This window comes from Halomonas sp. IOP_14 (assembly GCF_021021315.1).
GTDB classification, from domain to species: domain Bacteria; phylum Pseudomonadota; class Gammaproteobacteria; order Pseudomonadales; family Halomonadaceae; genus Vreelandella; species Vreelandella titanicae.
The window spans coordinates 63,114-81,687 of the sequence record NZ_JAINWD010000017.1 but is presented as its reverse complement, the minus strand read 5'-3'; the positions used below and the strand labels follow the sequence as shown (position 1 = coordinate 81,687).

13 protein-coding genes are annotated in these 18,574 nt (G+C 56.4%); 12 read left to right on the top strand and 1 reads right to left on the bottom strand.

What is annotated here, in order from left to right; all coding sequences use genetic code 11:
• Positions 1–126 precede the first annotated feature (126 nt).
• The 12 genes from pilM to eno all read left to right on the top strand — a co-directional run bounded on the left by pilM (position 127) and on the right by eno (position 17,516).
• Positions 127–1,188, top strand: coding sequence for a type IV pilus assembly protein PilM (pilM, locus tag K7H09_RS13535; RefSeq protein ID WP_041157610.1), 1,062 nt, complete (start codon positions 127–129; stop codon positions 1,186–1,188).
• A gap of 10 nt (positions 1,189–1,198) precedes the next feature.
• A complete protein-coding gene (locus K7H09_RS13530) occupies positions 1,199–1,771 on the top strand; it encodes a PilN domain-containing protein (RefSeq protein ID WP_041157611.1) in 573 nt (190 codons plus the stop codon).
• Positions 1,768–2,427, top strand: coding sequence for a type 4a pilus biogenesis protein PilO (locus K7H09_RS13525; RefSeq protein ID WP_027957366.1), 660 nt, complete (start codon positions 1,768–1,770; stop codon positions 2,425–2,427). Before K7H09_RS13530 ends, K7H09_RS13525 begins: the two co-directional genes overlap by 4 nt.
• Positions 2,424–2,990 carry a pilus assembly protein PilP gene (locus K7H09_RS13520; RefSeq protein ID WP_041157612.1) on the top strand — a complete coding sequence of 189 codons (567 nt, stop codon included), beginning with the start codon at positions 2,424–2,426 and terminating at the stop codon, positions 2,988–2,990. Before K7H09_RS13525 ends, K7H09_RS13520 begins: the two co-directional genes overlap by 4 nt.
• Before the next feature lie 13 nt (positions 2,991–3,003).
• On the top strand, positions 3,004–5,064 hold the full coding sequence (gene pilQ, locus K7H09_RS13515; RefSeq protein ID WP_230804913.1) for a type IV pilus secretin PilQ: 2,061 nt from the start codon (positions 3,004–3,006) through the stop codon (positions 5,062–5,064).
• The gene (aroK, locus tag K7H09_RS13510; protein WP_009286772.1) at positions 5,064–5,642 is read left to right on the top strand and encodes a shikimate kinase AroK; all 579 of its coding nucleotides are present in this window, start codon (positions 5,064–5,066) and stop codon (positions 5,640–5,642) included. Before pilQ ends, aroK begins: the two co-directional genes overlap by 1 nt.
• The gene (aroB, locus tag K7H09_RS13505; protein WP_041157614.1) at positions 5,639–6,757 is read left to right on the top strand and encodes a 3-dehydroquinate synthase; all 1,119 of its coding nucleotides are present in this window, start codon (positions 5,639–5,641) and stop codon (positions 6,755–6,757) included. The genes aroK and aroB overlap by 4 nt, the downstream gene beginning before the upstream one ends.
• Positions 6,758–7,284: 527 nt before the next feature.
• Positions 7,285–11,727 carry a glutamate synthase large subunit gene (gene gltB / locus K7H09_RS13500; protein WP_041157615.1) on the top strand — a complete coding sequence of 1,481 codons (4,443 nt, stop codon included), beginning with the start codon at positions 7,285–7,287 and terminating at the stop codon, positions 11,725–11,727.
• 36 nt (positions 11,728–11,763) lie between these two features.
• Positions 11,764–13,182: an FAD-dependent oxidoreductase gene (locus tag K7H09_RS13495; RefSeq protein WP_009286775.1), complete on the top strand. Its 1,419-nt coding sequence runs from the start codon at positions 11,764–11,766 to the stop codon at positions 13,180–13,182.
• A 446-nt stretch (positions 13,183–13,628) separates the two neighbouring features.
• Positions 13,629–15,284 carry a CTP synthase gene (locus K7H09_RS13490; RefSeq protein ID WP_022519971.1) on the top strand — a complete coding sequence of 552 codons (1,656 nt, stop codon included), beginning with the start codon at positions 13,629–13,631 and terminating at the stop codon, positions 15,282–15,284.
• A gap of 12 nt (positions 15,285–15,296) precedes the next feature.
• Entirely contained in the window at positions 15,297–16,160 is an 864-nt protein-coding gene (kdsA, locus tag K7H09_RS13485) for a 3-deoxy-8-phosphooctulonate synthase (RefSeq protein ID WP_022519970.1), read from the top strand.
• Positions 16,161–16,226: 66 nt separating this feature from the next.
• Entirely contained in the window at positions 16,227–17,516 is a 1,290-nt protein-coding gene (gene eno, locus K7H09_RS13480) for a phosphopyruvate hydratase (protein WP_041157616.1), read from the top strand.
• Between the two features lie 565 nt (positions 17,517–18,081).
• On the opposite strand, the gene fdxA is transcribed toward eno, so the two are convergent.
• Positions 18,082–18,405 carry a ferredoxin FdxA gene (fdxA, locus tag K7H09_RS13475; RefSeq protein WP_007111508.1) on the bottom strand — a complete coding sequence of 108 codons (324 nt, stop codon included), beginning with the start codon at positions 18,403–18,405 and terminating at the stop codon, positions 18,082–18,084.
• Between the last annotated feature and the right edge of the window lie 169 nt (positions 18,406–18,574).

Below are 18,574 nucleotides of genomic sequence, written 5' to 3'. Positions count from 1 at the left end.
GAACCTGAAGCGGCGGCCACCAGTGTTGATATGCGCTAAGTGGGTTCGCGTGTGACGGAACTAAAAATCATGTAACCTCAAATCACATGTGAAAACGGGCGACAAGCAGGTGGAGCCAGACCCAATATGCGCTTTCTAAAACCTGGTAAAGGGTTGATTGGCGTCGATATTACCTCGGCGACCGTCAAACTGCTTGAGCTAAAACAATGCCACGATAATTACCAGGTAGAAAGCTATGCCGTGCGGCCACTTCGCGAAGGGGCGGTTGTGGAGCGTCGAATTCGCGATATCGATGACGTTGCCAGTGTGCTTAGCCGTGCCGTGGAGCACGCTAAACCCTCTACCCGTAAAGCCGCAGTGGCTGTTCCCGCTAGCGCCGCGATTACCAAAACGCTGAGCTTCCCTATCGGGCTAAGCGATGAGGAGATCGAAGAGCGCATCGTGGCCGAATCCGACCGCCATATTCCATTTCCGTTCAATGAAGTGGCATTTGATTTTGAGTGCCTTGGCCCCGCACCCTTTGACGATGAGCACCAGCAGGTAGTGTTGGTCGCCTGTCGGCAGCAGGATGTGACGCAGCTTACCGACACGCTAGAACAGGCAGGTTTAGAGCCCGCGGCAGTGGACGTGGAGACCTTCGCCATGGAGCGTTCACTTGCCGAGCTGCGGCGCCAGCTTAAGGTGGAGAGTGACCCTACCGCCTGTGTTGGTCTGGTGGACATTGGTGCCAATATGAATGCTTTCCACGTCGTCCGCGGTGGGCATATCGTTTATACCCGCGATACGGTGTTTGGTGGTCGTCAGCTCACCGATGCGATTCGCGACCGCTACGGTTTAAGCATGGAGGAAGCGGGTTTCGCCAAAGAGCGCGGCGGGCTACCCGATGATTACCATGAGCGTGTGCTCAACCCTTTTTTGGAAACCGTGGTGCAGCAGGTGGGGCGTTCCCTGCAGCTCTATTACACCGCCGGGCGTCAGCAAAAAGTGCAGCACATCGTATTAGCGGGCGGTTCGAGTGTGATTCCAGGGCTTGCCGAGCGCATTGCTGAAGATAGCGGTATGTCGGTGACCATTGCCAACCCCTTCCAGCGCATGCGGGTGGACAAGCGCTTGAACCTTCAGGCGTTGACTAGCGATGCCCCAGCGATGCTCACCGCGGGTGGCTTGGCCATGAGGGTGAGTCAATGAGGGTTCGCCAATGAGCATGACCATTAACCTACTGCCCTGGCGTGAAGCGCAACGTGAACGGCGAACCCGCAAATTCTACGTCGTGGTGGCAGGCATGCTGGTGGTGGGTGTTGTACTTGGCCTGCTGATCTCGCATTTTTACCAGCTCAAGCTGGCAGCCCAGCAGCAACGTAATGCTTACATTAGTAGCCACATTGAGCGTCTTAATGCCGATATCGAGAGCGTCTCACGCTACGCCAGCGACGCCGAGCGATTAGGCGAGCAGATCGCGGTGTTTCAGGCGCTGCAGACCGAGCGAACGGATGCTGTGCAGCTGTTGAATGATGTGGCAGAGAGCGTGGCCAATGGCGTCATTTATCAACGCTTATCGAAGAACGGTAATAACGTCAGTATCACTGCGGTGGCAGACAGTGAGCGCCAGGTTTCCGAGCAACTGCGCCGCATTGCCGCTCTGCCGGGGTTGGCTGTGCCCTCGTTATTGGCGGTAGAGAGTGAGCAAAACGGCTCAGGCCGGGTATTTCGTTTTGATGTGGAACAGGCCACCGCAGCGCTGCCGCAAGGTGCTGAGGAGGCGCTTCCATGACGCTTAACCGCGAGCAGTGGGCTATTGAGTGGCAGCGCCTGTGGGATGTCGACTGGCGGGATCTAGACGTTAAAGAGGCCGGCGGCTGGCCGTGGCTATTAAAAGTGCTGTGCTGCTGCTTGGCGCTGCTGGCAGCATTGAGCGTCATGCTGTGGCTAGTGGTGAGTGAACAGCGCGAGGCCTTGATGGTCGCCCAGCGCCAAGAAGCCAGGCTGCTGAGCGAATACCGCAGCAAAGCCTCGCAAGCGGCCTTCCTGCCGGAAATGCGCGATCAGTTGGCGACCCTGGAAGGGCAGGTGGGGCGCTTGCGTACCATGCTCCCTACCGATGCAGAAATCCCCTCGCTGCTGGATAGCATTAGCGATGCCGCCGCCGATAACCGCCTGACCATTGAAACGATTCGGCTGCGCCCAGCGCAAGCCCAGGCCCATTATGTCGAGCAGCCGCTGGATATACAGGTGCGTGGCGGCTATCACCAGTTAGCGCGCTTTAGTGCCGATATCGCCTCGCTACCCCGCATGGTGACCCAGCACGATTTTAACCTGGAACCCGCCGATGGCCGCGGCGAAGCGCTGCGTCTTTCGCTCTTGGCCCGCACCTACCGCTATGTGGAGGAGAGCGACCAAACCTCCACAGAGGGGGCGCAGGCGCCATGAGAGCTGAACAACTGCTTTTTGTAGCAACAAGAAGGGCAACCTCGGCCGTCACCTTGACGGTCTCCGCGGTGGTGCTCACCGGCTGTGCAGACGCCGACTTGGCTCAGCTTGAAGGCACGCTGGCCGATATTCGTCAGTCCCCTGGCGGGCAACCGCCGGTTATGGCTGTCGCGCTGCCCGAAAACCAAGATTTATCCTACTTGTATAGCGACGGGCGTAGCCCTTTTTTGCCTCCCGACGAGATTGCTCAGGATAGCGCTGATCGAGGCGAAGTTGCGCTCGCTCCCGACCGGCAGCGCGCGCCAGAGCCGCTGGAGCGCTTCTCACTGCAAGAGCTGCGATTGGTCGGTACTATGCGTATGGGAGAGCGACAAGTGGCGTTGATTGCATCGCCGGATGGCAACGTGATCAGCGTCAAAGAGGGTAACTATATGGGCACCGACTATGGGCGTATCTCCCAGATCAACGCCCAAGAAATACGCGTTACCGAACGGGTGTTCACTCAGCCTGAAGGGTGGCAGGAGCGGCAAGTGTCACTAGTCATCAACGAAAACAGCGAGTAAGCGGATACAGCTCATGGCAGTTACAGCTTGGCGAATCACTCTCTACATGGCCATGGCCGCACTATGCTTACTGTTGCCCTCATTGGCAGCTGCCTCGGTGCTGACCGGTATTGAGGTTCAACCCGCTAAGAACGGTGGAACCCATCTTGACCTGCGTTTTACCGGTGATATGCCTGAACTACGCAGCTACCGCTTAGACTCTCCTCCCCGAGTGACGCTGGATTTGGCAGCAACCCAAAGTGGTCTCACTGATCGGCGCATCAACGTTAATCGTAACGGTATCGAACAGATTACCGCGCTGGAGGGCAATGGCCGCACGCGTTTGGTGGTCAATCTGAGCGAGTCGCAGGCGTTCACATCACGGGTAATGGATGATCGCCTACGCATTACCTTTGCTTCAGGTGCCAGCCGCTTGCCTAGCCCTTCGCCCAGCATCGCTTCAGCGGGGCTTGAAACCGATGAAGGGCCGCAGGTTGAGAATATTGACTTTCGTCGCGGTGCAGATGGTGCCGGACGGTTGATAGTCACCTTTGATCGCGAAGGCGTCGAGGCGAATGTACGGGAAGGCGGCCCCGATCAAGTGATGGTGGATCTGCGCGATGTGGCGATGCCAGACTCGCTTAACCAAATCTACGATGTCACCGATTTCGCCACTCCCATAACACGGATTACGCCCCGCACCAGCCAGGACGCCACCCAGTTAGCGATCGCCACGCAGGGCGCTTATGCGATGATCTCCACGCAAAATGGCCGCACGCTGACTGTGGAAGTCCAGCCCGCCAGTCAGAAGGCGCAACCCTCCCAGACGACAGGTGAACGCTTCACCGGCGAACGGTTGAGTCTTAATTTTCAGGATATAGAAGTACGCTCGGTGCTAGCGAAACTGGCCGAATTTACCGGGCTAAATTTAGTCGCCAGCGATAGCGTATCGGGGCGTGTAACGCTCAATTTAAATGATGTGCCCTGGGATCAGGCGCTCGAACTGATTCTGCAAAGCAAGAGGCTATCGAGCCGTGAGCAGGGCAATGTGATCGTGGTAGCGCCCGCTAGTGAATTGGCCGATTTGGAACGCCAGGAACTAGAGGCACGCAATCAGCGCGAAACACTCTCGCCGTTGGTTACCGAGTTTATCGAGATCAAGTATGCGCGGGCCAAAGATTTAGCTCAGTTGCTACGCGGAGGTGACGGTGATGGCTTTGGTTTGCTTACCGAGCGGGGACGCGTCAGCATTGATAACCGCACCAATACACTGCTGGTGCAAGATACCGCTGATCAAGTGCGCGATATTGCCCGCACCATTGACCGCCTGGATGTGGCTGTTCGGCAGGTACAGATTGAGGCGCGCATTGTCATTGCAAGGGACACTGCTTCCCGTGAACTGGGAGTTAACTGGGGGATGTCGAGTACCCGCGGCTTTCAGGAGGGGGAAGATGGCACCTTCAGCCGACGGGATATCAACCCTGATGGCATCAACCGGGCACAGGGCGGCTTGGCTGTGGATTTAGGTGCTGCCACTGGGCCGGGCACCGGTTTTAGCTTTGGCTACTTATCCGGTGATATCCTGTTGGATTTGGAGCTGCGCGCACTGGAAAGTGAAGGGAAAAGCCAGACTATTTCTCAGCCTAGAATTATTACCGCCAATCAACGTACCGCCAAAATTAGCCAGGGTGAAGAGCGTGCCTTCCAGAGTGTGGATGGCAACGACAATCCGGATACCGAATTCAAAGAAGCCGAGCTTTCATTGGAAGTCACCCCGCAGATTACCCCGGATAACCGCATTATTATGGATCTGGTGATTAAAAATGACAGCTTTCGTGAATCGGCGTTTGGCGGTGAACCGCCGATTGATACCAACCAAATTGAGACCCAAGTGCTGGTAGATAACGGCCAAACGGTGGTGTTAGGCGGAATTTTGACCACCGAAGAGCTGCGCCAAATCGCCAAAACACCGCTTTTGGGTGATATTCCTTTGCTCGGTAGACTGTTTCGCTATACCGAAGAGAGCAATGAAAAGGTAGAGTTGTTAGTCTTTATTACTCCACGACTCCTAGACGATGGCTTAACGGTTCGCTGATGCAGGATTTACCCAATTTATTTCTCATAGGCCCCATGGGGGCTGGCAAAAGCACCATTGGTCGCCTATTGGCGGCCGAGCTTGCGCGCCCGTTTTACGACAGTGACCACGCCATCCAAGACCGCTGCGGGGCAGATATCCCGTGGATTTTTGATGTCGAGGGCGAACAAGGCTTTCGCCTGCGGGAAATTCATATGATTGATGAGCTAACCCGGCTCTCTCCGGTCGTCGTCGCCACAGGCGGCGGTGCGGTGCTGCGCGAAGAGAATCGCCGCGCACTTCGCGAGCGTGGCACGGTGGTTTATCTGCTGACCACCGTCGACCAGCAGCTCAAACGGACAGCGAAAGATCGCAACCGGCCACTGCTGCAGTGCGCCAACCGCGAGCAGGTGCTCAACGATATGTTTGCCCAGCGCGACCCGCTTTATCGCGCCACCTCGGATATTGCCGTGCGCACCGACCGGCGCAGCCCGCGAGCGGTGGTCAATGAAATCCTGCGCCGGGTGCATCGGCTGGTAGATCCACTCGAGCCCTCATCATCGTCGGCTAAAACGCTTAACCATAAGGTATCGCCATGAACTCGACAGCCAGCGCGCAACGCACCCTTCATGTTGCTTTAGACGAGCGCAGCTATCCGATTCATATTGGCACCGAGCTGATGGGGCGTGCCGATATGCTAACGCCTTATCTGGCCGGCCAGCAGGTGATGGTCGTCACTAACGAGACTATCGCGCCGCTCTACCTGGACACGCTTTGCGCTAGCCTGCCGGATCATCTGGAAGTGCGCACGGTCATACTCCCCGATGGCGAGCAATACAAAACCATCGAACAGGTCAGCCGTATTTGGGACGCGCTGCTAGAGGCCGGTTTTAACCGCCGCTGCACGCTAATTGCTTTAGGCGGTGGAGTGATCGGCGATATGGTCGGCTACGCCGCCGCTTCCTATCAGCGAGGTGTAGCGTTTATCCAAGTGCCCACCACGCTGCTTTCCCAGGTGGATTCGTCGGTGGGGGGTAAAACCGGCGTTAACCATCCGCTGGGGAAAAACATGATTGGCGCCTTCTGGCAGCCCAAAGCGGTGCTGGTGGATATTGATACGCTCAAGAGTCTGCCCCGTCGCGAACTCTCCGCCGGGCTGGCCGAGGTTATCAAGTACGGCCTGATCCGCGACGAAGCGTTTTTAAGCTGGCTGGAAGCCAACATGCCCGCACTACTTGATGTGGAGCCTGAGGTCGTCGCAGACGCCATTGCGCGCAGTTGCCAAATCAAAGCAGACATTGTTGCCGAAGATGAGACGGAACAGGGCGTCCGCGCGCTGCTCAACCTGGGCCACACCTTTGGTCATGCCATTGAGGCGCATCAGGGCTACGGCAACTGGCTACACGGCGAAGCCGTGGGCGCTGGCATGGCCATGGCGGCAACGCTTTCCCGACGCTTGGGCTGGCTCACCGATGCGGCGCTAGCACGCAGCCTGGCGGTGATCGAGAGCGCCGAGCTACCGTTAGCGGCACCGGCGAATATGACCAGCGATGACTTTTTAACCCGCATGCGGCTGGATAAGAAAAATATCGATACGCGGCTGCGATTGGTGCTGCTTAACGCCCTGGGCGATGCTTGTGTTAGCGATGCCACGCCCGTTGATGTCCTTCGCACGCTGCTCGATGATTACCCGCGCTGTCCAGTGGAAAAGTAATCCTTTCACAAGCTAGTCATTTCAAAACTTATTCATTCCAAAAACTGGCCAGCTATATCCTACCCGCCCAATGGATCGCTCCTTACGTAGAGTGGTTTTCATTGGGCGGTTTTTTATTCGCTCGGCTACATCGTGAGCCCATTTGTCGAACGCTGTTTTATATAATCCGTATGCCTTATGCGCTATCGGCATGGGTTTTTGGGCGCTGTTTAGACTAAAGTTTAATGGAAAATAAAGAGCGTTAAAATAGCGTTTTACCTTGTTACAAGTGGTTGAAGTATATGTATTTTTTCCTTGAATGAGGATGCAAATACAGGATTTGAAAAGAGTTTCTCTAACAATGTGGGCGCCAAGAGATTGCGCAAAGTGGCTAGCAATCGCTATGCTGACCGGCCATTTTGTTGCGGCAGCGAACTTGGGAAGTACCCCATTCTGGGCAGGTTATAAGCACTATAAAAAAAGCGAAACCGTCCTTTATACCATAAGCACGCTGCTAAAAAAATACGCTGACTAGTAGAGGCACGCCCATGAATAGAGGTCTTCACCAGCCTGGCGAGTTTCGCGATAACTGTGGTTTTGGCCTGATTGCCCATATGGAAGGCCAGGCTAGCCACGATTTGCTGAAAACTGCCATTGAATCCCTGACTTGCATGACCCACCGGGGTGGTATCGCTGCCGACGGCAAAACCGGCGATGGCTGCGGTCTGCTGTTGAAAATGCCGACCCCGTTTATGCAGGCGCTGGCCAAAGAGGCGTTTGATGCTGAGCTGGGCGAACGCTTTGCCGTGGGTGTGGTGTTTCTACCCAACGATGATGCCCGTGAAGCGCATGCCCGCGATACCCTGACTGGCGAGCTGGAAGCACGTGGGCTGAACGTGGTTGGCTGGCGCGATGTGCCCACCGATTCCAGCGTTTGCGGCCCCATGGCGCTGGACTGCCTGCCACGTATTCGTCAGCTGTTTGTGCAGCCAGGCCAGGGTGAACACTTCGATGTTGACCTGTTTATGGCCCGCCGCCGTGCCGAGCAGGCGCTACGCGGTGAAGAAGACTTCTACGTCGCCTCGCTCTCGTCAGAAGTGGTCTCCTATAAAGGCCTGGTGATGCCGGAAGACCTACCGGCGTTTTATCAGGACTTGAATGACCCGCGCCTGGAAACCGCCATCTGCGTGTTTCACCAGCGCTTCTCGACCAATACCGCGCCGCGCTGGCCGTTGGCACAGCCGTTCCGTCTATTGGCCCATAACGGCGAGATCAACACCATTGAGGCCAACCGCGGCTGGGCGAACTCGCGTAAAGCCAACTTCGTTAACGAGCGTCTGCCGGATATCACCGAGCTGGACGAGATCGTTAACACCACCGGCTCCGACTCCTCCAGTATGGACAACATGCTGGAAGTGTTGCTGACCGGCGGTATGGAGCTGCATCGCGCGGTACGCATGATGGTGCCGCCCGCCTGGCAGAACGTAGAGACCATGGACGCCGAGCTGCGCGCCTTCTACGAATACAACTCCATGCACATGGAGCCGTGGGACGGCCCGGCGGGCGTAGTGATGACCGACGGCCGCCAAGCGGTGTGTATGCTTGACCGTAACGGCCTGCGTCCGGCGCGCTGGGTAATGACCAAGAATGGCTATATTACCCTGGCCTCTGAAATTGGCACCTACGACTATAAGCCGGAAGACGTGGTCGCTAAAGGCCGCGTTGGCCCTGGTCAAATGCTCGCCGTGGATACCGAAACCGGCGAAGTGCTGCACACCACCGATATCGATGAGCGGCTGAAATCCGCCTACCCCTATAAGCGTTGGCTTAAGCAGGAGGCGAACTATTTAGAGTCGGCACTGACCGAGCTTGCGCGTTTCCAAACCATGGATGCCGATTCGCTCAACGTTCAGCAGAAGTTGTTCCAGGTTAGCTTCGAAGAGCGTGACCAGGTGCTGCGCCCGCTGGCAGAGAGTGGTCAGGAAGCCGTTGGCTCCATGGGCGACGATACGCCCATGGCGGTGCTGTCGAGCCGCCCGCGCCTGCTAACTGACTTCTTCCGTCAGAAGTTTGCCCAGGTCACCAATCCGCCCATCGACCCGCTGCGCGAAGCGATCGTGATGTCGCTGGAAACCTGCTGTGGCGCTGAGCTTAACGTCTTTAAAGCGACGCCTGAGCACGCGCACCGCTTGATCTTGACCACGCCGGTACTGTCCCCACGCAAGTTTACCGCTCTGGTTAGCCAGGACGATCCTGCGTTTGCCAGCTATACACTGTCGTTGGGTTACGATCCCGAACAGCAGAGCTTGCATCAAGCGCTTAAGGCTTTATGTGAAGAGGCCGAAGCTCAAGTCCGCGCCGGTAAGGTCATTTTGGTGCTCACCGATGCGGAGCTGACGAAAGGGCTGATCCCCATTCAGGCTGCCCTGGCCGTGGGTGCCGTGCACTCTCACTTAGGCCGGTTGGCGCTGCGCCCCAACGCCAACATCGTGATAGAAACCGGCTACGCTCGCGACGCCCACCAAATGGCGGTGCTGTTTGGCGTGGGCGCTACGGCGGTTTATCCATGGCTCGCTTATCAGGTCATGGCGGATATGCACCGCACGGGCGAGCTGACCGGCAACCCGGCTGACGGTCGTGAGAACTACCGTAAAGGGCTGCAGAAAGGCCTGTTCAAGATCCTGTCTAAAATGGGTATCTCGACGTTGGCTTCCTACCGCGGCTCGATGCTGTTTGAAGCCGTGGGCTTGGCAGATGAAGTAATGGATCTCTGCTTTGTCGGTATGGCGTCGCGCATTCAAGGCGCCGGTTTTGCCGAGCTTCAGATGCAGCAAGCGCTGCTGGCGAAAGATGCCTGGATTCCCCGTAAAGGCATCTCCCAGGGCGGCATGTTCAAGTATGTGCACGGCCACGAGTACCACGCCTACAACCCCGATGTGGTGATGTCACTACAGGCGGCGGTTCAGGAAGGCAGCTATACCAAGTGGAAAAAGTTTGCTCAATTGGTGAACGAGCGGCCTGTGGCCACTATTCGTGACTTGCTCAAGCTCAAGCCTGCGGAAACACCGATTGCGCTGGAAGACGTAGAGCCGGTTGAAGATTTATTGCCGCGCTTTGATAGCGCCGGTATGTCACTGGGTGCGCTATCGCCGGAAGCCCACGAAGCGCTGGCCCAGGCCATGAACGAAGCCGGCGGGCGTTCCAACTCCGGTGAGGGCGGTGAAGATCCAGCCCGCTACGGCACCATTCGCAGCTCCAAGATCAAGCAGATTGCTTCAGGCCGCTTTGGCGTGACCCCGGCGTATCTGGTCAATGCGGAAGTGCTGCAGATCAAAGTCGCCCAAGGTGCCAAGCCAGGTGAGGGCGGTCAGCTACCTGGCGGCAAGGTAAACCAACTGATTGCTCGGCTGCGCTACGCAGTCCCTGGCGTCACGCTGATTTCGCCGCCCCCGCACCACGATATTTACTCTATCGAGGATTTGGCCCAGCTGATTTTTGACCTCAAGCAGGTCAATCCTGAGGCTCAGGTGTCGGTGAAGTTGGTTTCCGAGCCGGGGATCGGCACGATCGCCACCGGTGTGGCCAAGGCCTACGCGGATTTGATTACCGTATCAGGCTACGACGGCGGTACAGCGGCAAGCCCGCTGACCTCGATCAAACACGCCGGTTCACCCTGGGAGCTGGGGCTGCCGGAAGTGCATCAGGCGCTGCGCATCAACGGGCTGCGCGACAAGATTCGCCTGCAGACCGATGGCGGCCTGAAAACCGGTCTGGATGTTGTCAAAGCGGCGATTCTTGGCGCCGAGAGCTTCGGTTTCGGCACCGCGCCCATGGTGGCGTTGGGCTGTAAGTACCTGCGCATCTGTCACCTCAACAACTGTGCCACTGGGGTCGCGACTCAGGATGACTTCCTGCGCGGCGAGCACTTCCGCGGCACCGTGGATATGGTCAAGAACTACTTCCGCTTTATCGCCGAAGAAGTGCGTGAGCTGATGGCCATGCTCGGTGTGTGCAAGCTCACTGATTTGATCGGGCGTACCGACCTTTTGGAAGTACTTGAAGGCGATACGGCTTCCCAGCGTAAGCTCGATCTAACGCCGCTGCTGGCCAATGATTTTGTACCCAAAGATGCGCCGCAGTTCTGCAGGGTTAGCCGTAACGTGCCCCACGATCCGGGCGCTAAAAACCAGGAAGTGCTGGCGGCGCTGAAAGATGCTATCGAAAGCCAGTCGGGCGGTGAATTCCACTTCACCATCACCAACTGTGACCGCAGCGTGGGCGCACTCACCTCTGGTGCCATTGCCAAACGCTATGGTGAAGAGGGGCTAGAAGCGGCGCCGGTCACGGCCAATTTCGTTGGCGTGGCGGGGCAGAGCTTCGGGGTGTGGAATGCTCGGGGTCTGAATCTCTTCCTGGAAGGCGACGCCAACGACTACGTCGGCAAGGGTATGAATGGCGGCAGTATCGTGATTGTGCCGCCCAAAGTCAGCCAGTTTGAGAGTCATAAAACGGCCATTATCGGCAACACCTGCCTTTACGGTGCCACCGGCGGAACGCTATTCGCCGCCGGTACCGCGGGCGAGCGCTTTGCAGTACGTAACTCTGGTGCCTCAGCGGTGATCGAGGGCGCTGGCGACCACTGTTGCGAATATATGACCGGCGGTTTGGTCTGCGTGCTCGGTGAGACCGGAGTCAACTTCGGCGCGGGCATGACCGGTGGGTTTGCCTATGTGTTGGATGAAGAGCGCACCTTCGTGGATAAGTACAACCACGAACTGGTCGAGATTCACCGCGTTAACACAGAGGCCATGGAGGCGTATCGTCGTCACCTGCGTGAAATGATCGAAGCCTATGTGGCCGCGACGGGTTCCGCGCGTGGGGCGGCTATTCTGGAAGACTTCAGCGACTATGCGCGCCACTTCTGGCTGGTTAAGCCAAAAGCGGCCAGCTTGGGTAGTTTGCTGGATCAGTCTCGGCGTCAGCCGCAATAACCCGTTTATGCCCCTCACGCTGACAGGAGAGAGATCATGGCTAACCGTTTAAATAACGATTTTCAGTTTGTTGATGTGGGTCGTCAGGATCCACAGAAGAAAGACGCCCGTGCCCGTGCCAAAGAGTTTGCGGAAATTTACGAACCTTACAAGCCCACCGATGCGGCGAGCCAGGCGCATCGCTGCCTGCACTGCGGTAACCCGTACTGTGAGTGGAAGTGCCCGGTGCACAACTATATTCCCAACTGGCTACAGCTGGTGGTGGAAGGCAACATTATTGAAGCCGCTGAGCTGTCGCACAAAACCAACTCGCTGCCCGAAGTATGTGGTCGCGTGTGCCCGCAGGATCGTCTGTGCGAAGGCGACTGCACGCTGAATGACGGCTTTGGTGCCGTCACCATCGGCTCGGTGGAGAAGTACATCACCGATACGGCGTTTGCCATGGGCTGGCGTCCGGATATGTCCCACGTTACCTGGACGGATAAAAAAGTCGCCATCATTGGCGCAGGCCCCGCGGGCCTGGGCTGTGCGGATATTTTGGCCCGTAACGGCGTCAAGCCGGTGGTGTTCGACAAGTACCCGGAAATCGGTGGCCTGCTGACCTTTGGTATTCCCGAGTTCAAGCTGGAAAAGAGCGTGATGGAGCGCCGCCGGGCAGTCTTTGAAGAGATGGGCGTCGAGTTCCGCCTGAATACCGAGATTGGCACCGATATCGAGTTTGAGACCTTGATGCAGGAGTACGACGCGGTCTTCCTGGGGATGGGGACTTATAAATACATGGAAGGCGGCTTCCCCGGTGAAGATCTGCCGGGCGTGTACAAGGCCCTCGATTTCCTGATTGCCAACGTCAACCGCTGCCTGGGCTTTGAAAAAGATCCCAACGACTATATCTCTATGGAAGGCAAGCGTGTGGTAGTGCTGGGCGGCGGTGATACGGCGATGGACTGTAACCGTACCTCGATTCGTCAAAACGCTACCAGCGTGACCTGTGCGTACCGTCGTGACGAAGGCAACATGCCGGGGTCGCGCCGTGAAGTCTCCAATGCTCGTGAAGAGGGCGTTGAGTTTCTGTTCAACCGTCAGCCGGTGGCGGTCGTCGGTGAAGAGAAGGTCGAGGGCGTGAAGGTTGTGCGCACACGCTTGGGTGAACCTGATGAAAACGGCCGTCAGCGTCCTGAAGTAGTGCCCGGTTCTGAAGAGATCATTGCGGCGGATGCCGTGGTTATCGCCTTCGGTTTCCAGGCAAGCCCTGCACCGTGGTTCGATAGCGCCAATATTCAGGTGGACGAGCGCGATCGCGTCACCGCGCCGGAGCACGGCCAGTACGCCTTCCAAACCAGCAACGAAAAAATCTTTGCCGGTGGCGATATGGTGCGCGGTTCTGATTTGGTGGTCACGGCGATTTACGAAGGTCGCCAGGCTGCAGAAGGTATTCTGGATTACCTGGGCGTGTGAAAGAAGTGCCTTTATAGGCTTAATGTCATCGCGAGCGAAGCGTGGCGATCTGGGTTAGATTGCCGCGTCGCTGCGCTCCTCGCAATGACAGGGCGCGATGCTTCACAATTTACAGCGCGTATTTAGCTTCATGTCATCGCGAGCGAAGCGTGGCGATCTGGGTTAGATTGCCGCGTCGCTGCGCTCCTCGCAATGACAGGGCGCGATGCTTCACAATTACAGCGCATATTTAGCATAATGTCATCGCGAGCGAAGCGTGGCGATCTGGGTTAGATTGCCGCGTCGCTGCGCTCCTCGCAATGACAAGATGCGATGCTTCAGAATGACAGTGCGTACTTTAAGCAGTGCAGTTCAAATTGAGCCTTAGGTCGTAATCTGCTAGTCTGTCGACCCATCCTGGCGTGGCTTTCTGCCGTGCCTTCTGATCACGTTTCGACAGGTTATCCATGACACGATATATCTTCGTGACCGGCGGCGTTGTGTCCTCTCTTGGCAAGGGCATCGCCTCCGCCTCGCTTGCGGCGATTTTAGAGGCCCGCGGCCTTAAGGTCACCATGCTCAAGCTCGACCCGTACATCAACGTGGATCCGGGCACCATGAGCCCCTTCCAGCACGGTGAGGTGTTCGTCACAGAAGATGGCGCCGAAACCGATCTTGATCTCGGGCATTACGAGCGCTTTATTCGCACCAAAATGACCCAGCGCAACAACTTTACGACCGGCCGTGTTTACGAGCACGTGCTGCGTAAAGAGCGTCGGGGCGACTATCTCGGTGGCACCGTCCAGGTCATTCCGCATATCACCGACGAGATTAAAGAGCGCGTTTACGCGGGCGGTGAAGGTTTTGATGTGGCGCTGGTAGAGATCGGCGGCACGGTTGGTGATATCGAATCACTGCCTTTCCTGGAGTCGATCCGCCAAATTCGTAGTGAGCAGGGCGCCAACCGCGCGCTGTTTATGCACCTGACCCTGGTGCCCTACATCAAAACGGCGGGTGAGACCAAAACCAAGCCGACCCAGCACAGCGTTAAAGAGCTGCGCTCTATCGGTATCCAGCCGGATATTCTGATTTGCCGCAGCGAAGTTGAGCTGGAAGAGAGCGAGCGCCGCAAAATCGCTCTGTTCACCAACGTCGAAGAGCGTGCCGTGGTACCGCTGCAGGATGCCGATACGATCTATCGCATTCCGCTGATGCTCCATGAACACGGTCTGGACGAGATCGTTTGCGATAAGCTGCGCCTGGAAGCCCCGGAAGCAGATTTATCCGAGTGGGTGAAGGTACTTGATGCCAAGCTCAACCCGCTCAAATCCGTCAGTATTGCCATGGTCGGTAAATACATGGAGCTGCTGGATGCCTACAAGTCGCTCAACGAAGCGCTGATTCATGCCGGTATCCAGGGTCGTATCAAGGTCAATGTCGACTATATTGACTCCGAAGACATTGAGCGTCATGGCACCGAGCGCTTGGCGGGTAAAGACGCTATTCTGGTGCCCGGCGGCTTTGGCGAACGTGGCGTAGAAGGCAAGATTATGACCGCTCAATTCGCCCGCGAAAACAACGTGCCATATCTGGGTATTTGCCTGGGTATGCAGGTGGCGGTGATTGAGTTTGCCCGTAATGTGGCAGGCTGGAACGACGCCAACTCTACCGAGTTCACCCACGACACCCAGCACCCGGTAGTAGGTTTGATCACCGAATGGCTAAGCCCAGAAGGCAAAGTCGAGCTGCGTGATGCAGCGTCTGATTTAGGTGGCACCATGCGCTTAGGTGGCCAGGTATGCCATTTGGCATCGGGAACCAAAGCACGCGAAGCCTACGGCTCGGATGAGATTGTCGAGCGCCACCGTCACCGCTTCGAGGTCAATAACCAGTTTATCGATGAGCTTGAAAAGGCGGGCTTGGTTATCTCAGGCAAGAGCGTCGACCAATCGCTGGTTGAAGTCATCGAGCTGGCTGACCACCCTTGGTACGTAGCCTGCCAGTTCCACCCGGAGTTCACTTCTACTCCCCGTGATGGTCACCCGCTGTTCTCTGGCTTTGTGAACGCCGCCTTGGATTACAAAACAGCGCGCAGTCGCGCCCACGCGAACTCGCAGGAATAAGAGGGCAGAAGCATGGCTTCTCAAGACCGATCTCAAGAGCGTCATATTAACGTTGCCGGCTTAACCGCCGGTAACTCCTTGCCGCTTATGCTGCTGGGTGGCATGAACGTACTGGAGTCGGCCGATCTTGCCGACGAAGTCGCTCAAGCCTACGTCACGGTGACCCAGAAGCTGGGTATGCCCTACGTTTTTAAGGCCAGCTTTGACAAAGCCAATCGCAGTTCGATTCACTCCTACCGCGGCCCGGGTATCGAGAAAGGGCTGCAGATACTGGCCGATATCAAAGCTCGCCACAACGTGCCGATCATCACTGACGTTCACGAGCCTTGGCAGGCGCAAGCAGCCGCTGAAGTCGCTGACATTATCCAACTGCCGGCCTTTTTGGCTCGCCAAACTGATTTGGTGGTCGCCATGGCCAAAACCGGCGCGGTTATCAATATCAAAAAGCCGCAGTTTTTGGCGCCCCATGAAATGCGTCATATCCTCAGCAAGTTCCAGGAAGCGGGTAACGACCAGTTGATGCTCTGCGAGCGCGGCTCAAGCTTTGGTTACAACAATCTGATTGTTGATATGCTGGGCTTTGGTGATATGAAGCAAACCGGCTACCCGGTATTTTTCGATGTGACCCACGCGCTGCAGCGCCCCGGTGGGCGTGCCGATAGTGCTGATGGGCGCCGTGCCCAGGTGGCTGAGTTAGCGCGTGCAGGCGTGGCTGTCGGCCTTGCCGGGCTGTTTTTGGAAGCCCACCCTGACCCAGACAACGCCAAATGCGATGGTCCCTGTGCATTGCCGCTGGATCAATTAGAGCCGTTCTTGACTCAGCTTGCCCAGTTGGATGCGCTGGTCAAAGGGTTTGAGCCGCTAACGATTCGCTAAGCTGTATTTAGCTAATCAGGTCGTTATATTAATAATTTTATCTGACTAACAGGAAAGGATACTGCCATGACCAAAATTGTTGCTATCAGTGCGTTGGAAGTGCTGGATTCCCGTGGTAACCCGACCGTGCAAGCGCACGTCCGCCTAGCCAGCGGTGCTGTCGGCGAAGCCTGTGCCCCCAGCGGTGCCTCAACCGGCTCCCGGGAAGCGTTAGAGCTGCGTGACGGCGATAAGTCGCGCTACCTGGGCAAAGGCGTGCTGAAAGCAGTCGATGCGGTCAATGGCAAAATTCGTGAAGCGCTGATGGGCATGGATGCGCGTGATCAGCGCGGCTTGGACGATGCCATGTTGGCGCTGGACGACACTGAAAACAAAGCGAATCTGGGGGCGAATGCCATCCTAGCCGTTTCGCTGGCGGCGGCTAAAGCAGCTGCTAACGCCAAAGGCGTACCGCTCTACGCCCACATTGCCGAGCTCTACGGTCAACCTGGCCAGTACAGCATGCCGGTGCCGATGATGAACATCATCAACGGCGGCGAGCACGCGGATAACAACGTCGATATCCAGGAATTTATGGTGCAGCCAGTGGGCGCGCCTAACTTCCGTGAAGGGCTGCGCATGGGCGCGGAAATTTTCCACGCGCTGAAGAAAGTGCTCTCCGCGAAAGGGCTCTCTACATCCGTCGGTGACGAGGGCGGCTTTGCGCCTAACCTGGCGTCTAACGCTGATGCGCTAGCGGTGATTAAACAAGCCGTTGCCGATGCTGGCTATGAGCTGGGTAAAGACGTCACGCTGGCGCTGGATTGTGCTTCGTCTGAGTTTTACAAAGACGGTCAGTACAACCTTTCCGGTGAAGGCAAAAGCTACGACGCCCAAGGCTTTACCGATTACCTGGCAGGCCTGTGTGCCGATTACCCGATTGTGTCTATCGAAGACGGCATGGATGAATCGGATTGGGCGGGTTGGAAAGCGCTGACCGATAAGCTGGGCGATAAAGTGCAGCTGGTGGGCGATGACCTATTCGTGACCAATACCAAGATTCTCAAGCGCGGTATCGATGAGCAGATCGGTAACTCTATCCTGATCAAGTTCAACCAGATCGGCTCGCTCTCCGAGACGCTGGACGCGATTAAGATGGCGCAGGATGCTGGCTTTACGGCGGTTATTTCTCACCGCTCCGGTGAAACCGAAGATACCACCATTGCCGATTTGGCGGTGGGTACCTGTGCCGGTCAGATCAAAACGGGCTCACTTTGCCGCTCTGATCGGGTTGCCAAGTACAACCGTTTGCTGGTGATTGAAGCAGAGCTGGGTGATGTGACCTACCCAGGTTTGAAAGCCATTAAAGGGCAGTAAAATGCCAATATCGAGCGAATTTTTAGAGGTGCTTGTAAGAGATGTCTCAAAATTTTGTAAGAGATATCTTACAAATACCGACGAGAATCGCTCGGTTTAGGGTAAGAAATAGCTTACTTTGCCACTAAGTAAAGTTTAAGATATTGTTTAATAAGTAGTTTTTTAAAAAGGGCGAGTCGCAGCGACTCGCCCTTTTGCATTTTGGCTTTGTTGAGAAGCGGCCATGATCTGACACAATATACACAGGACAAGGGGAGGCAAGGACGCTTCAGTCAGGATGCAGCGGGATGTAGGTCAGATGCGCCGGGTGATACAGTGAGGTGAGCCCTGGCAAGGACGTCATCTGAGGAGGTTGATCCAGGGAGTGGTCAGAGGAAGTGCTTGGAGCGGGCGGCCTACGGGTCGCCTTTTTTTGCCCGCAATTTGGCAGCACATTTTTGACGATACACTTTTGAAAACACAAAAAAACCAGCGCTGTTTTTAACAACCAGCGCTGGTTTAAAGAGAATTTTTAAAGAGAGCCTTTAAAAAGAGCTATGTGCTGATTTTTAAACCGTCACAGCGTTTAGCGCTCTAGTTTCTCAAGCTTGCCGGGCTTGCCATCCCACTCTTCGGCGTCCGGCAGCGGGTCTTTTCTTTCGGCGATGTTGGGCCATACTTCGGCCATCTCAGCGTTAATCTCGATAAAGGCCTCCTGTCCATCCGGCAGCTCATCCTCGGAGAATATCGCCTCGGCGGGGCACTCGGGCTCACACAGCGCGCAGTCGATACACTCGTCAGGATGAATGACCAGGAAGTTCGGGCCCTCGTAAAAACAGTCGACCGGGCAGACTTCCACACAGTCGGTGTATTTGCACTGGATGCAGTTCTCGGTAACGACAAACGTCATCTTGCTATCCCTCTTGCAGGGCCGGGTAACTCCCAGCCATGGTCAATCGTGAATGGTTATAAATCAGCCGTTTTTTATAAGCTAAAAGTTTGAACGACATTCTAGAGGTGCGCATACCTGGCGGCAAGCGCCATATGATCCCAGTTGGTAGCAATGCCAGTACAGGTTT

Excerpts from the sequence above, each read along its gene's own strand:
- K7H09_RS13520 (WP_041157612.1), top strand. The coding sequence starts at position 2,424 with ATGAGAGCTGAACAACTGCTTTTTGTAGCAACAAGAAGGGCAACCTCG.
- K7H09_RS13495 (WP_009286775.1), top strand. The coding sequence starts at position 11,764 with ATGGCTAACCGTTTAAATAACGATTTTCAGTTTGTTGATGTGGGTCGT.
- K7H09_RS13525 (WP_027957366.1), top strand. The coding sequence starts at position 1,768 with ATGACGCTTAACCGCGAGCAGTGGGCTATTGAGTGGCAGCGCCTGTGG.
- K7H09_RS13490 (WP_022519971.1), top strand. The coding sequence starts at position 13,629 with ATGACACGATATATCTTCGTGACCGGCGGCGTTGTGTCCTCTCTTGGC.
- kdsA (WP_022519970.1), top strand. The coding sequence starts at position 15,297 with ATGGCTTCTCAAGACCGATCTCAAGAGCGTCATATTAACGTTGCCGGC.
- fdxA (WP_007111508.1), bottom strand. The coding sequence starts at position 18,405 with ATGACGTTTGTCGTTACCGAGAACTGCATCCAGTGCAAATACACCGAC.
- pilQ (WP_230804913.1), top strand. The coding sequence starts at position 3,004 with ATGGCAGTTACAGCTTGGCGAATCACTCTCTACATGGCCATGGCCGCA.
- eno (WP_041157616.1), top strand. The coding sequence starts at position 16,227 with ATGACCAAAATTGTTGCTATCAGTGCGTTGGAAGTGCTGGATTCCCGT.
- pilM (WP_041157610.1), top strand. The coding sequence starts at position 127 with ATGCGCTTTCTAAAACCTGGTAAAGGGTTGATTGGCGTCGATATTACC.
- gltB (WP_041157615.1), top strand. The coding sequence starts at position 7,285 with ATGAATAGAGGTCTTCACCAGCCTGGCGAGTTTCGCGATAACTGTGGT.
- K7H09_RS13530 (WP_041157611.1), top strand. The coding sequence starts at position 1,199 with ATGAGCATGACCATTAACCTACTGCCCTGGCGTGAAGCGCAACGTGAA.
- aroK (WP_009286772.1), top strand. The coding sequence starts at position 5,064 with ATGCAGGATTTACCCAATTTATTTCTCATAGGCCCCATGGGGGCTGGC.
- aroB (WP_041157614.1), top strand. The coding sequence starts at position 5,639 with ATGAACTCGACAGCCAGCGCGCAACGCACCCTTCATGTTGCTTTAGAC.